We start from the raw sequence: 15,523 nt of genomic DNA, 5'->3' as shown, positions 1-15,523 counted from the left end.
AGCTGAATTTTGATTAAATTAAATAGTGGTTGCGGGGATTTGGGGGAGAAGGTAAAAGTTTTCTGCTTGCTCTCAGAATTTTGTGAATAGATATTTTGTATTTAAATGGAAGTAGTAATGAGTTGAGATTGATAACAACAGACTGCTTTTTGTTCTGAAATTATTGAAATATTGATGTGATAATCGTTAAAAAAGCCAACTCATCCCTCTATTCCCAGTCATTCTAGAGTAAGCAGAAGACATCAGCTTCTGTCCCCAAATCCCCTCCCCCTGTTTAATTCACCTTCTCCAGCCACAGCACAGAATCCATTGCCCCCAATAAGGCATATTTGTGGTCTCGGAGCAAGTGTTGGATGCGAGCGCGTGGAGCGAACATTCAACGCGCCGCGACTAAAATCACAAATATGCCTTATTGGGGGCAATGGCTTCGTCTGTAGTTTGTCTAATGAATTAAATAGTAACTCAGCGAATATATTTGTTTTGAGAAATTTGAAGCAGAGTAGGTAGTGACGTTATGCTTTCTATTACAGAAATCGAACAAATAAACCAGAAGCTAAATCCTGAGCTTGCACTCTCGCTTTCTTTGGATAATGCCAAGCGGATGGAAAGTTCTCTGCTGCATTCTGGTTTTTCTCCAAGTACGGATATGTGGAAGTTGATTTTATTTTATAATGGTTCTCTTGAGGAAATTAAGGAAATGATTTCTTTTTCTTTTATTCCTTTGCTTGGCAATTTTGCGATTCTTTTTATTAAAGAGAAGGATATTCCTTCTTTTTTGACTTTTCCTCAAGTTCTTTATGTGGAACTTTCTCGTCCGATTTATGAAAATGCGCTTACAGGAATTGATGCTTCGTGTTTTCCTGATTATAATATTGTGACTGGAAGAAATGTAAATGCTACAACACTTACTGGCAAAGGGACAGCGATTGCTGTTCTTGATTCCGGGGTAGATTACAGGCATCCTGATTTTCGAAATGTGGATGGAAGTACGAGGATTTTGGCTTATTGGGATCAGAGTTTGCCTTTTGCTTCTTTTAATAAAGAAAATACTAATAGCAATAGTTCTAATAGTGATAACTTCCAATACATTAGTACAACAAATAGTCAAAACAATTATATCGCAGCAGACAATAGAACTAACACCAGAAGGAATAATGTTTCCAAGCATAGCTCCGCTACAGATAACCCTTATAATTTAGGTGTTATTTTTTCAGAAGAAGATTTAAACCGATTACTTATGCCGAAATCTAGTTCTGTTCCTTCTGACTCTTCTACTTTTTCTGTAACTGACCCTGTTACCGAGCTACTATCGCCTTCCGAAGACGTTTCCGGGCATGGCACTCATATCGCAGGTATCTGCTCAGGAAACGGGCGTGCCAGCAATGGAAATAGTCAGGGGGTTGCGCCCGAAAGTTCTTTAATTGTTGTAAAGTTAAAAAACGAGACCGCTTCTGTTTATACGGATTATGCAAATCTTATGATGGCGGTTGATTTTGCGGTTCGTTTTGCTAATTCGCGTTCTTTGCCTTTAAGTATCAATATCAGTTATGGTTCTAATGATGGTTCACATACTGGGAGTAGTCTTTTAGAACTTTTTATGGAGCAAGTTTCTCTTTATGGGAAAAATGTTATTTGTGCTGCTACAGGAAATGAAGGTCTTACCAGAAGGCACGCTTCCTTAAACACAATTTCAAATCAAAACACTTATGATAAATCTATAGATTTTACCATAGCTCCGGGCGAGCGAAGTCTTTACCTTGAAATATGGCAGACTTTCGCAGATAATTTTTTCTATGAACTTTTTTCCCCTTCCGGTTTGGAAAGTTTTGTCTTTCCTGCCGTTCCCGGCATCTACGCCTATATGATCGCTGACACAACTATTTATCTTACGATCAACAATCCAACACCTTATCAGCCATTTCGACAGTATTTTCTTTCCTTTAGCTCAAATACTACTTTTATCACTTCCGGCACTTGGGCATTACACATTGAATCCACTCCAACTGGCAAAATTGTTGATGGACGCTTACAATTTTGGCTGCCATCAAAAGAAGCTACAAATTCTGCTACCGGTTTTCTCGTCCCTTCTTCTGATATGACATTTACAATTCCTTCTACTGCCTCTTCTGTTATCAGCGTTAGCGGCTACGATAGCAGCCTTGATGTATTTGCTCCATTTTCCGGGCAGGGATTTTCTAATAACAGGCACACAAAACCCGACCTTTGCGCCCCGGCAGTTAATATTTTAAGCACTGCTCCTGGTGGCGGGTACACTATACGGACCGGGACCTCTATGGCTGCTCCTTTTGTTACTGGAGCTGCGGCACTTTTGATGCAACATGGCATTGTAAATGGTAACGACCCTTTTCTCTATGGTGAAAAAGCAAAAGCATATCTCTGGAAAAGCGCAAGACCCTTACCTGCTTTTTCGGAATATCCTAATGAAAAAATTGGCTGGGGAGCATTATGTTTAAGAAATATCTTTTGAGGCCAGCATCATTTTTATAACTATAATAAAAATAACCCCAACCGCTAATTTCAACGATTGCGGCTGAGGTTATTTTTGCCATCTTAGTAAGCTTATATACATTTGGTACACGAACAAGAGGAAGAATAGGCATCATCACTCGTAAAATCATTCTTTAATATGAAAAGATACTAATAAATCATCTTGATGCACACTGTCTCCCGCTTCCACATAAATTTTATCTACAGTTCCGTTCACTGTGGATACTACTGTTGTTTCCATCTTCATTGCCTCAATCGTCATAAGCGGCATATTCTTTGTTACCACATCTCCTTCCTTTACAAGAACTTTATCTACCGTTCCTGGAATAGAGGAACCAAGATGCTGTGGATTATTTTTATCTGCTTTTAAGCGGCGGTCTGTCTTAATTTCAAGATTATGATCCTGAATCTTCACAGTACGAATAGAACCATTTACCTGAAAACTTAATGTTCGGATTCCATTTTCATCCGGGTCGCTCTGTTCAAGATATTTGATCAGAAGCTCTTTTCCTTCGCCAATTTTAAGATAAGTTTCCTCTCCTTTTCGCAGACCGTAGAAATACACATGACTTTCTAATCGTGTTACATCATTATACATTTCAAAATGTTCGCAGTAATCTTCATATACCTTCGGATACAAGGCATAGCTGATTGCTTTTTGTGCCATAACTTCTTCTGATTTATCCTCATAATGGTATTTTTCAATGAGGTGCTTTTTGATACCTTCCAAATCTTCTGGCGGCAACAATTTACCTGGGCGTTCTGTAAGCGGTTCAATATCTTTTAACACAATTTTCTGTAATTCTTTCGGGAATCCACCATAAGGCTGTCCCATCATTCCCCGGAAATAAGAAACAACGGAATCTGGATAAGACAGACTAGCTCCGGCAGTTAAAATATTATCCTTATTCAGATTATTTTTATACATGAAAATTGCAAGATCACCTACCGCTTTTGAAGTAGGGGTTACTTTTACAATATTACCAAGCAAATCATTCGCTTCTTTATAAAGCCCTTTGATCGCCTCAAATTCTTCCGGAGATCCCATTTCTGTAACCTGCGCAAGAAGATTAGAATATTGTCCACCTGGGATCTCATATTTATAAATCTCCGTATTCGGAGACTTCATATCACTTTCAAATGGTGCATACACACTTCTAATTCGATTATAATATCTGCTCAGTTCTGACAACTCTTCAAAATCAAGCCCTGTATCTCTCTTTGTTCCGCGAAGCGCTTCTACAACTGCATTCATGGATGGCTGACTTGTCATCGATGACATAGATTCAATCGCTAAGTCAACGATGTCCACTCCTGCCTCCGCTGCCATGAGCACTGTACTCACACCATTACCTGTAGAATCATGTGTATGTAAATGTAATGGTACATGAAGTTCTTTTTTCAATGTGCCTACAAGTTCTTTAGCCGCTCTAGGTTTTAAAAGTGCCGCCATATCTTTAATAGCAATGGAATGACATCCGAGTTTTTCTAATTCAAGAGCCATTTTTACATAATAATCAAGTGTATATTTTGTCTCATTTGGATTGCTGACATCTCCTGTATAACAAATGGTTCCCTCAACAATTTTTCCTGTTTTCAGCGCTTCTTCTATTGGCATCTTCATATTTTCCACCCAGTTTAAACTGTCAAAAATACGGAAAACATCAATACCATGATCCGCTGAGATACGGATAAATTCTTTTACAACATTATCTGGATAGTTGCTGTATCCCACTGCATTGGATGCACGAAGAAGCATCTGAATCAATGTATTTGGCATTCTTTCTCTTAATAACTCAAGACGTTTCCAAGGGGATTCTTTCAAAAAGCGATATGCCGTATCATAGGTAGCACCACCCCACGCTTCCACAGAAAATGCATTCTGCATAAACGCGTTTGTCGCATAAGCCGCACCACACAGATCCTTACTTCTCATACGAGTTGCCATCAGTGACTGCTGCGCATCTCGCATTGTGGTATCCGTCACATAAAGCTTATCTTCTTTTAAAATCTTCTGCATAAATCCCTGTGCACCCAATTTTAAAAATTCATCCCTCGCTCCATAAACCGGTTTGCTTTTGTCAAGCTTCGGAAGCACTCTGTTCTCATAAAATGGTTTTTCTCCATTATTTGAATTTACGATGCGATCCCCAATAAATTCAATAATCTTATTCGCACGATTCTGACTCTTAGTAAGTTCAAAAAGTTCCGGTGTTTCCTCAATAAACGTTGTATAACACTGCCCACTTTGAAATGTTGGATGATTTAACACATTCACAAGAAATGGAATATTCGTTTTTACTCCACGAATACGCATTTCCTGTAAAGCTCGGATAGACTTTCTTACCGCTCCAAGAAAAGTTCTGTCATGAGAGATTGCTTTTACAAGAAGGCTGTCATAATATGGAGAAATCACTGCTCCTGTATATGCATTGCCTCCATCAAGACGGATGCCATTACCAGAACCCGAACGATATACTGTAATTTCTCCTGTATCCGGAAGGAAATTATTAGCTGGATCTTCTGTCGTCACACGAGTCTGAATCGAATAACCGGTACAGGTTACACTTTCCTGTGATGGAATCGCAATCTCTTCCGAAGCTAAAGGATAACCTTCTGCAATAAGAATCTGTGTCTGTACGATGTCAATATCCGTAACCATCTCACTTACTGTATGCTCTACCTGAATTCGAGGATTCATCTCAATAAAATATGGATGATTATCTGCATCTACCAAAAATTCCAACGTACCGGCATTACGATAACCTACTGTTTTCGCCAATCGGATAGAAGCATCAAAGATTTCCTGACGTACTGTTTCCGGTATGGAAAATGCCGGTGCATACTCTACTACCTTCTGATGTCTTCTCTGAACAGAACAATCTCTGTCATAAAGATGTACCACATTTCCATAATTATCTCCAACAATCTGTACCTCGATATGCTTTGGCCCTTTTAAATACTTTTCAATGAAGATCATATCATCACCGAAAGCCTTCTTCGATTCATTCTTCGCTTCGTTAAATTCTTTCTCCAAATCCTCTTCTCTATTTACGATTCGCATACCGCGTCCGCCACCGCCGTTGCTCGCTTTAAGCATAACCGGATAACCAACCTGCGCTGCAATTTTTTTCGCTTCATCTACTTCCTTAATCGCATAATCCACACCCGGAATAATCGGAACATTTGCTTCAATAGCAATCTTTTTAGAAGAAATCTTATCTCCCATCGCATTCATAATATTGCTGCCCGGTCCAATAAATACGATTCCATTTCTCTCACATGCATCTGCAAAGTCTGGATTTTCTGAAAGAAATCCATATCCCGGATGAATCGCATCTACTCCTGTAGAAAGTGCGATCTTAATAATCGTATCAATATCAAGATATGCATCAATCGGTCCCTTCTGAGGATTTAACGGATAGGACTCATCCGCCTTAGAACGAAACATTGCATAACGGTCTTCTTTTGAATAAATACTAACCGTTGTAATCCCAAGCTCACTTAACGCTCTGAAAATACGAATCGCAATCTCCCCACGATTCGCAACAAGAACTTTTCTAAACTTTTTTACGTTTACCTTTCCTGACATAACCCTAACCCTCCTGTTTTTATGCAAGTTTTCACTTACAGTTCTTTTCCTGTGCTATATACATTTCACTTCATATATATTTTTTGATTTCAAACGTAATTATTTATCTTATTTTTGAAATTAAGACTTTTGTGTTAGAGTATATTATGTGCTTTCGTTTCTGTCAATGGTACAGCAAAAAAATCCAATCACTTTACAAAAAAGGACTTCTGCTTTCTGAAAAAAAACAACCAATAAAAACCCAGATTTAGAAAAAACTTTAAGTTATTGTAGACTGTACGTTGGGGGTTAGGGAAAAGGAAGAATTTATTTTGGAGGGAAGATTTGAGGAAGATTTGAGGGAGATTTCAAACGGTTGTGGCTTTTTGAGGAGTTGAAATTCTGGAGTATGTTTATTACCAACAAACAGAACCCAGAAAGATAAATAAAGCACATTTGTGACCTCGGAGCAAAGGTTGAATGCGAGCGTTTTCACGCGAACATTCAACCTGCCACGACTAAAGTCACAAATATGCTTTATTTATCTTTCTGGGTTCGTCTTTCTTGCCTGCGGCAAACCAGAATTTATTTTGCGGAAATTACATCTTTCATATCGTATAATCCCGCTGGTTTATCTGCCAGATATACCGCAGCTTCTACAGCACCTTTTCCAAATACAGCTCTGGAATATGCAGTGTGCTTAAACTCGATTACTTCATCCGTTCCTGCGAAGATAATCTCATGTTCACCTACGATTGTTCCACCACGAACGGCAGAAATACCAATCTCATCCTGTGGGCGCTGCATTCTTCTCTCGCTTCTGTCAAATACATAGTTATACTTGCCATCTGCTGCTTCATTGATAGAATCTGCAAAAGCTAATGCTGTTCCTGATGGAGCATCTAACTTTCTGCGGTGATGTTTCTCTACAATATCAATATCAAAGCCTGCTTCGCCAAGAATCTTTGCGGCAGTCTTTACCATCTCTAATAATGTATTTACGCCAAGTGACATATTTGCAGAACGAAGAATTGCTGTCTGCTTGCTGGCTTCTTCAAGATGTGCAAGCTGTTCTTCAGAGAGATCTGTTGTACACTCTACTAAAGGAATCTTCTTTGCTGCTGCATAATCAAGAACGCCATCTACTGCTACTGCTGCAGAGAAATCAATGATAACGTCTACGTCTACATTACATTCGTCTAAGGATGCAAATACAGGAAAATCCTTCTGGTCACCTGGACATGGGTCAATTCCCGCTGCCACAGTGACATTCTCCATATCTTTTATCAAATTACAGATAACATGACCCATATAGCCATTACATCCGTACATCATTACTTTAACCATCTTATGTTCAATCCTCCGGATATGTTTTAATTATCAAAACTAAAGTAACTATTCAAAGTCTGGACTCACTTTACTAACTTAATTATTCACCTCATAATAGGTTAGTTGTGAGATATATTTAGCATAATTCTAAAAAATTATATTTATGCTAAAATTCCAGTCTCAATCATAGCCTTTTTCAGGCGTTCTGTATGTGCAGGCTCTAACTGCGTCAGCGGAAGTCTTACGTTACCGCCGTAAAATCCCATCAGCTCTAATGCCTTCTTTACAGGGATTGGATTCACTTCACAGAAAAGGGAATGAATCAGTTCAAGATATTTAATCTGTAATTCACGACTCTTTTCTACGTTACCTGCAAAATATTCTGCACAGATATTATGTGTATCTTCTGGCGCTACGTTAGAAAGAACAGAAATAACACCCTTACCACCGATAGATAACATTGGCACAATCATGTCATCATTACCAGAATACATATCAATATCTCCCTGTGTATCGTACATAATCTGTGTTGCAAAAGCAATGTCTCCTGTTGCTTCCTTTACACCAACGATGTTATCTACATCTTTTACTAATTTTGCAATTGTAGCAGCTTCTAACTTACAGCCTGTTCTGCTTGGTACATTATAAAGAATGATTGGTAAATCTGTATGTTTTGCAATATCTGTATAATGAGCAATCAGACCGTTCTGTGTTGCCTTATTGTAGTAAGGAGTTACTACAAGCGCTGCGTCTGCCCCTGCATTCTGCGCCTGCTTTGTGAGGTAAGATGCAGTATCTGTGCAATTAGAACCTGTTCCTGCAATTACAGGAACTCTCTTATTCACACGGTTTACGCAGTAACGAATTGCTGCGATATGTTCTTCATGACTTAATGTAGAAGCCTCTCCAGATGTTCCACAAACGATAATCGCATCTGTCTTGTTCTCTATCTGGAAATCTATAAACTTCCCAAAACTCTCATAATCAATATTGTAATTCTCATCAAATGGAGTTGCGATTGCAACACCTGCTCCTGTAAAAACAGCCATACTTATCCTTCCTTTCTCTAATCTAAGAATGCATTACTAGAAATTCCCCTGTGCTAATATCTCCGGGGTCTTTTCTTTCTCTCTTTGGATTGAATAGACACAGTCCGCAATCTCCCTCACTTCATCGGGGAGATTCCTTCCCGTAAGTATCAAGTCCATGGAATCTTTTTTCACTGCAATTAAATCCATCAATTCCTCAATGGTAATTATATTGTAATCAACTAATCCAAAGATTTCATCGAGAATCAGCAAATCACACTGTCCGGTATCAAGAACCTTTCTGCTATATCCAAGAGCGTTCTTAATATTGAGCATTTGCTCCTGCTTTTCCTTCGGGCTTAAATCAGAATACCCACATGCCGCCTTTTCAAAGCGGAAAATCTGAAGCTCCGGCTCAAGCTTTTTTAAGAAATCAAGCGTATCAGAATGCTTTTTCTTGAGAAACTGCACCATGATAACCTGCTTTCCTACACCTGCTGCACGAATGCCAAGTCCAAGAGCCGCTGTGGTCTTTCCTCTTCCATTGCCGTAATAAACCTGTATACTTCCGTCCATTTTCTGACCTTTCATCCTGATTATATTTGTTGATGTTTTGCAACATCATACCATAAATCATTACAAAAATCTACTGTTCTCCAAACATTCTTACTTCTTCGTCTCTGCCAAACACCTGAAAACCGTCAAATCCCTGTTCTTCTAATTTATTAAGGAACTTACCAAGTTTCTTTGGTTTGATGTATAATGCTGTCTTATAAGTTTTGCGGAGTTCTTCTGCATAACGGATAGCATCTGCAACCTGATCCTCTTCATAAATTAAGACAACTTTTTTCTGTTTTTCTGTATTGTAAGATTCTTTTTCCATGAGAATACTGTAAATTCTCTCAAAACCAATGGAAAATCCTACTGCCGGAATCTGTTCTTTTAAGAACTTTCCGATTAAGTTATCGTATCTTCCACCGCCAGCAATAGAGCTGTTAAAATCTAAGGATTCTACTTCAAATACTGTTCCTGTATAATATCCCTGTCCACGAACTAAGGTCATATCATATTCTGCAACATATTTGCCATCAGCGAGCGCATTAGAGGTATCAATAATATATGCGAGAGAATCTACATATTCACTGTTTTTGCAGATTTCTTTTACATAGTCAAGTGTAAATGGTGCATTGGAAAGAAGTTTCATGAATTCTGCGATAACTGCCTTATCAAATCCCTTCTCTGTTAATTCTGCCTCGACACCTTCTGCCTTGATCTTATTTAACTTATCAAAAGAAATACATACGCTGTCTAACTGGTCTTCCTCAAATCCTACAGACAAAAGAATTTCTCGTAAAATTCTTCTATCATTAATTTTTACCTTAAAGTTATTAATACCAATATTAAGAAGAGCCTTTGCGGTTGTGTGGATTAACTCAATTTCACAAGTAGAAGAATCAGATCCAAGAATATCAATATCACACTGGATAAACTCTCTCAAACGGCCTTTCTGTGGACGTTCTGCACGATATACTCTATCCATCTGAATCACCTTAAATGGCTGTGGTAAAGATGCACGATTATTCGCATAATAACGACTCAGTGGTAATGTAAGATCATAGCGGAGTCCCATATCTGCAATATTATCTGGATTCTGGCTTGCGATTGCTTTCTTTAACTTCTCCCCTCTTTTCATTACTTTGAAAATAAGATTTAAGTTATCTCCACCCTCGCTCTTATCAAGATTCTCAATATCCTCGATAATTGGAGTTGCAATTCTTTGGAAACCAGCCTGCTCATATGTCTCACAGATTTTCTTCTGTAAATAGTTTCTAAGCTCAGCCTGCGCTGGTAAATAATCATTCGTACCTTTTACTGGTGTTATCTTCATTTTCGTTTTCCTTTCTATACTTTTATTCTTACTTGTTCTACATTATATCATATGATGTGACTATTCAGAAACCAAAACCAAAACGTATCTTTGATTCTATTTTTATTCCCGCGGTTACCCTCCTATATAAATTTTAAAAATGTATTTATCCATAATTATCTATAATAGATATAATTCATATCCCTGCCAAACAGCAATCTGACTGCAAGTAACCATAATTCACTTATTTACCAAAAATCCATATGACTCTGAAAGTTACATAATGATAAACCAAAGGACTGCTCAAAACGAACAGTCCCTTATAATTTAACCTATATTTCCCGAATCTGCAACCTTCCTTTCAAGGTTTATTCCATCATCAATATATTCCATCTTATTTACAGAAATTTCATATGCTACTCTGCTAACCACATTATTCTCTCCTACGCGCTTCTGATATTCTCTGCTCTGAATTCTTCCCCATAGCTGAATTCGGCTTCCTACTGAAAGATTTCCTGCATATCTGGCATTACGTCCCCAACATATACATGGAATATAATCCGACTTGCCATATGCTCTGTTCACCGCCAGAAGTACGTCCGCGATCTCTCTTCCTAACGGTGTTGTTCTATATACTGGCTCCTTGCAGATATATCCATCAAGAAAAATCATATTAGGTTTTCTATTTTCTACCGAGTCTATTAATTCCAGTTCTCTTACAAACAAAGATAAAACAAGGTGATTGCGATTATTTTCATGCTTATTATAAGATCTGAACTGGCCACGAGCTTCTAAAAACTGGCCGATATGAGACTGGCTCACATCAATAAGACGTTCTGAGACCAGCAGTGGAATAATATCACTTGAATGACTGAGTCTGCTCACTTTTAATTTTACAAAATAGAAGCCTTCGCCAAAAACCTCATGGCTAAATTCAAAATCAGAGATAATTTCTCCTGCAACTACTGCCTGGTTATTTTTTAAAATTTTTTCTGTCATGTTTACTCCTCCCCTGTATGTAGCAGATTCTGTATATGTTATTTACTTTATATATACTCACTTTAAAAAAAAATAATTCCTTTTTATTTAAATTCCCTAATAATTTCTGCTATCTTTTTTCATATTCTTTATAGATTTTTTATAGATTAAAATTATTTCTTTCTATTTATTTTTCTGTTTATTTTCCTTTTTATTTCGTATTTTTTATTGTGTCTTTTCTTTCTTTGTGCTAGAATAACCTAGTTTAAACGTCAATATACGGTTATAAATTGGTTCATTCCACAAGTGATGAGCAATTTATACTTTACACTTTTAGAAAGAAGGCAATTTATGAAAATCTCAAGAGAAGATGTCCGTAACGTGGCAATCATTGCTCACGTAGACCACGGAAAAACTACTCTCGTCGATGAACTCTTAAAGCAGAGCGGTACTTTCCGTGCCAACCAGGAAGTCGGCGAACGCGTTATGGATTCCAACGATATTGAAAAAGAAAGAGGAATCACAATTTTATCTAAAAATACAGCCATCCACTACGAAGGAGTAAAAATCAACATCGTTGACACTCCTGGCCACGCAGACTTCGGTGGTGAAGTAGAACGTGTATTAAAAATGGTTGATGGTGTAATTCTTGTTGTCGATGCATTTGAGGGTCCAATGCCACAGACAAAGTTTGTAACAAAAAAAGCCTTAGAATTAAATCTTCCATTCATCGTATGTATTAATAAAATTGACCGTCCGGAAGCTCGTCCAGAAGAAGTTATGGATGAAGTATTGGAACTTCTTTTAGAGTTAGATGCAGACGATGAACAGTTAGACAGTCCTTTTGTATATGCATCTGCTAAATCCGGTATTGCCATGCTTGAATTAAGCGAAAATGGTACAGATATGAAACCGTTATTCGAAACCATTATCAAGCATATCCCAGCTCCAACTGGTGACCCTGATGCAGATACACAAATTCTTATCAGTACAATCGACTATAATGAGTATGTTGGCCGAATCGGTATCGGTAAAGTAGAGAATGGTTCTATTCGTGTTAATCAGGATGCTCTCCTTGTAAACCATCATGATCCATCCGTAAATAAAAAAGTAAAAATCAGCAAGCTTTATGAATTTGATGGTCTTAATAAAGTAGAAGTAAATGATGCTACTGTTGGTTCTATCGTTGCTATTTCTGGTATTGCAGATATTCATATCGGTGACACAATCTGCTCACCTGATCATCCAGAACCTATTCCATTCCAGAAGATTTCGGAACCTACAATTGCTATGCAGTTCCTTGTAAACGACAGTCCACTCGCCGGTCAGGAAGGTAAGTTCGTAACTTCCCGCCACATCCGTGACAGACTGTTCCGTGAACTTAACACAGATGTCAGTCTGCGTGTTGAGGAGATGGAAAATACTGATTCTTTTAAGGTATCTGGCCGTGGAGAACTTCATCTTTCTGTCCTTATCGAAAATATGCGCCGTGAGGGTTATGAGTTTGCTGTAAGTAAAGCCGAAGTTCTTTACCACACAGATGAAAATGGTAAAAAGTTAGAGCCTATGGAAACTGCTGTTATCGATGTTCCAGAAGAATTCTCCGGTGTTGTTATCGAAAAGTTAAGCCAGCGTAAAGGTGAACTTCGTAATATGTCCATGTCTGGTACTGGTTCTACCCGTCTGGAATTCTCCATTCCTTCCAGAGGACTAATTGGATATCGTGGCGACTTTATGACAGACACAAAAGGAACAGGTATCATCAATACATTATTTGAGGGATATGGCCCATATAAGGGAGACATCCAATACAGAAAGCAGGGTTCCTTAATTGCTTACGAATCTGGTGAAACAGTTACTTATGGACTTTTCAGCGCACAGGAACGTGGTACATTATTTGTAGGGCCTGGCGAAAAAGTATACTCTGGTATGGTTATCGGTCAGAATGGTAAAACGGATGATATCGAGGTAAATGTATGTAAAACAAAGAAACTTACAAACACTCGTGCTTCAGGTTCTGATGATGCCTTAAAGTTAAGCCCTCCTAGAATCTTAAGCCTGGAACAGGCATTAGACTTCATTGATACTGACGAACTTCTTGAAATCACACCAAAGAACATTCGTATCAGAAAGAAAATTCTTGACCCAACTGCCCGTTACCGTGCAAAGAGAAACGGAAAAGCTTAATATATTCATTTATAAAACAAGCTATTATCTATACTCCAGAAGATATATATATTTCTTATCTTCTGGAGTATTTTTATGTAAGAAAAATATTCTTTATATTTTATCTTATATTACACAAACCACATCCTATTCTACGCTTTGTGAAATATCTGGTAATTGAATCGCTGGGGATCCCAACTAATTTTTTAAAATACAATCACTTCTCCATCCACTGTACCAAAGTACACTTCTTCCCCTTCCTGTGTCATCACACGTCCACTTGTCGCTTCTGTAATCTTCTTCTTTAACTTCTCTTTATCTGATTCCGGAAATAAAGCATGAATAATAACCTTATCCGTATATTCTGTATCTTCAGTAAGCACTTCATTTTGCGCTAACATATATTGTAGTTTTCCTAAATCTGTATAATCCATGGCTATATCCACTCTTCTTCCTGGAATCTTCTCTACAATATCAGAATTCTCAATACCTGCTCTTGTAGCATCTGTATACGCCCTTACAAGTCCTCCTGTTCCAAGCAGCGTTCCCCCAAAATATCTGGTTACTACCACAACAATATTGTGAATCCCACTTCCAGATATTACCTCCAAAATAGGCTTACCTGCTGTTCCACTTGGTTCCCCATCATCGCTGCATCTTGTTGTCACCTGTTCAGTTCCTACAGAAAATGCAGAGCAATTATGCCTGGCATCCCAGTACTTCTTCTTCATCTCTTCTATATAAACCTGTGCTTCTTCTACAGTTTCTACACTCTTTATATTAGCAATAAATCTTGATTTCTTCTCTACAATCTCTCCGCTTCCCCCGCGGTAAACTGCCTTGTGCCTAATCATAAGACACCTCCTATTCCCTATAATATAATTTTAATATTAATATTTTAATTATACCATAGAAGAATATCTCAGTGGTACCTTTTCTTTCTCTTATTCTATCTCATCCTATTCTACAAAGAAAACATATATGACATAATACTATAGATACAAGATTTACAATAAATGAAATCTTATGCCGATTCTTTCCTTCCCATATAAAACGCACTTTTCCAGTCATCAACAATCTCATTAAGTGATACTGGCATAACTTCCCCTTGAACCATCTTTTCAAAAAATGCCATAGACTCCTCTAACGATTCAGAAAAACCTTTAACCTGAGCTGTATCTTGTGCTTCCCATCTTTCCTCTTCATCAGTCCATACAAATTGTTCTGTTATAATTCCATAATATATTCCTTCTCCCTCTTCTTTTGGAAATCCATTCGATACAAGCGTATATCTCAACAAATATCTCTTACAATCTCCCTCAACCCTTCTTTCGTTTTTAAGTATTCTTTCCATATTTCTTAATTCCTTTCTAACAAAAACCTTTATTTGTTTCTGTGTTTATGGCATTATTATACCAGAATAAGAAAAATTTGGAATGGAATTATTTGTAAACGACAGATATTTTTTATATTTAGTTTTTGCATAATACTATCTTAAATAAATGGTTTTATTTTATATTTAAGCAATTAATTATCTGTACTAATCCACAAAAATCTGGTATCCTATAGATTTTTATCCATTTTATAACATTTATCCATCATTTTTCTTTTATAACAAGACTTTTCTTGCTTTTATTCTACTCAAACTAGAATTTATACTTTTTAAGGATTTTATTCCATAATTATACTTTTTATAATTAACACACCAGAGCGTGTTTGAAAAATGCTTTCTGCAAAATGTGCGTCACAATTTGCAGGAATGATTTTTCAAACATGCTCTAGACTTTTATTTGACAAAAAAGCTTTACAACAGTATAGTAATTTTAAATAAATGAAATTTCGCAAAAAAATATCTGAACTATTTCCGTTATTTTTTTGTAATAGAAAGGTACTTTTATGACAATTAAAGAAGCAAGAACAAAAACAAATCGCCCCGCTGAAGAAATAGCAAAACTTCTCGGTTTCCCACTAAAGACATGGTTGGCATGGGAAGAAGGAGAACGAAAACCACCACAATATATTGAGCAGCTCATTTTAGAACGCCTAGAGAAAATGAATAAATCCTGATTTGCGCAG

General features: G+C 37.4%; 12 protein-coding genes. 3 read left to right on the top strand and 9 right to left on the bottom strand.

Translation table 11 applies throughout. The features are described from left to right. Nucleotides 1-514 precede the first annotated feature (514 nt). Nucleotides 515-2,488, top strand: a complete 1,974-nt coding sequence (locus EUBHAL_RS12480) for a S8 family peptidase (protein ID WP_005350442.1) — start codon at nucleotides 515-517, stop codon at nucleotides 2,486-2,488. Between the two features lie 147 nt (nucleotides 2,489-2,635). On the opposite strand, the gene EUBHAL_RS12475 is transcribed toward EUBHAL_RS12480, so the two are convergent. The 6 genes from EUBHAL_RS12475 to EUBHAL_RS12450 all read right to left on the bottom strand — a co-directional run bounded on the left by EUBHAL_RS12475 (nucleotide 2,636) and on the right by EUBHAL_RS12450 (nucleotide 11,302). Next, nucleotides 2,636-6,100, bottom strand: a complete 3,465-nt coding sequence (locus EUBHAL_RS12475) for a pyruvate carboxylase (RefSeq protein ID WP_005350440.1) — start codon at nucleotides 6,098-6,100, stop codon at nucleotides 2,636-2,638. A gap of 564 nt (nucleotides 6,101-6,664) precedes the next feature. Next, nucleotides 6,665-7,426 carry a 4-hydroxy-tetrahydrodipicolinate reductase gene (gene dapB, locus EUBHAL_RS12470; protein ID WP_005350437.1) on the bottom strand — a complete coding sequence of 254 codons (762 nt, stop codon included), beginning with the start codon at nucleotides 7,424-7,426 and terminating at the stop codon, nucleotides 6,665-6,667. Between the two features lie 143 nt (nucleotides 7,427-7,569). Beyond that, nucleotides 7,570-8,457, bottom strand: a complete 888-nt coding sequence (dapA, locus tag EUBHAL_RS12465) for a 4-hydroxy-tetrahydrodipicolinate synthase (protein ID WP_005350435.1) — start codon at nucleotides 8,455-8,457, stop codon at nucleotides 7,570-7,572. A gap of 36 nt (nucleotides 8,458-8,493) precedes the next feature. After that, on the bottom strand, nucleotides 8,494-9,027 hold the full coding sequence (locus EUBHAL_RS12460; RefSeq protein ID WP_005350432.1) for a cob(I)yrinic acid a,c-diamide adenosyltransferase: 534 nt from the start codon (nucleotides 9,025-9,027) through the stop codon (nucleotides 8,494-8,496). 55 nt (nucleotides 9,028-9,082) lie between these two features. Next, entirely contained in the window at nucleotides 9,083-10,324 is a 1,242-nt protein-coding gene (hisS, locus tag EUBHAL_RS12455; protein WP_005350429.1) for a histidine--tRNA ligase, read from the bottom strand. 306 nt (nucleotides 10,325-10,630) lie between these two features. Then, nucleotides 10,631-11,302, bottom strand: coding sequence for a single-stranded DNA-binding protein (locus EUBHAL_RS12450; RefSeq protein WP_005350428.1), 672 nt, complete (start codon nucleotides 11,300-11,302; stop codon nucleotides 10,631-10,633). 330 nt (nucleotides 11,303-11,632) lie between these two features. On the opposite strand from EUBHAL_RS12450, the gene typA reads away from it, so the two are divergent. Next, nucleotides 11,633-13,468: a translational GTPase TypA gene (typA, locus tag EUBHAL_RS12445; protein ID WP_044923427.1), complete on the top strand. Its 1,836-nt coding sequence runs from the start codon at nucleotides 11,633-11,635 to the stop codon at nucleotides 13,466-13,468. 185 nt (nucleotides 13,469-13,653) lie between these two features. On the opposite strand, the gene EUBHAL_RS12440 is transcribed toward typA, so the two are convergent. The 3 genes from EUBHAL_RS12440 to EUBHAL_RS17330 all read right to left on the bottom strand — a co-directional run bounded on the left by EUBHAL_RS12440 (nucleotide 13,654) and on the right by EUBHAL_RS17330 (nucleotide 15,208). Next, nucleotides 13,654-14,301, bottom strand: coding sequence for a YigZ family protein (locus EUBHAL_RS12440; protein WP_005350422.1), 648 nt, complete (start codon nucleotides 14,299-14,301; stop codon nucleotides 13,654-13,656). A gap of 170 nt (nucleotides 14,302-14,471) precedes the next feature. Continuing rightward, on the bottom strand, nucleotides 14,472-14,801 hold the full coding sequence (locus EUBHAL_RS12435) for a DUF6514 family protein (RefSeq protein WP_005350419.1): 330 nt from the start codon (nucleotides 14,799-14,801) through the stop codon (nucleotides 14,472-14,474). A 317-nt stretch (nucleotides 14,802-15,118) separates the two neighbouring features. Continuing rightward, the gene (locus EUBHAL_RS17330) at nucleotides 15,119-15,208 is read right to left on the bottom strand and encodes a DUF6783 domain-containing protein (protein ID WP_370810206.1); all 90 of its coding nucleotides are present in this window, start codon (nucleotides 15,206-15,208) and stop codon (nucleotides 15,119-15,121) included. A 135-nt stretch (nucleotides 15,209-15,343) separates the two neighbouring features. On the opposite strand from EUBHAL_RS17330, the gene EUBHAL_RS15770 reads away from it, so the two are divergent. Then, on the top strand, nucleotides 15,344-15,514 hold the full coding sequence (locus EUBHAL_RS15770; RefSeq protein WP_005350416.1) for a helix-turn-helix domain-containing protein: 171 nt from the start codon (nucleotides 15,344-15,346) through the stop codon (nucleotides 15,512-15,514). Nucleotides 15,515-15,523: the final 9 nt, after the last annotated feature.

This window comes from Anaerobutyricum hallii DSM 3353 (assembly GCF_000173975.1).
GTDB lineage: Bacteria > Bacillota > Clostridia > Lachnospirales > Lachnospiraceae > Anaerobutyricum > Anaerobutyricum hallii.
Note: the sequence above shows the minus strand (reverse complement) of the source record. Positions and strands in the feature narration are given on the sequence as shown.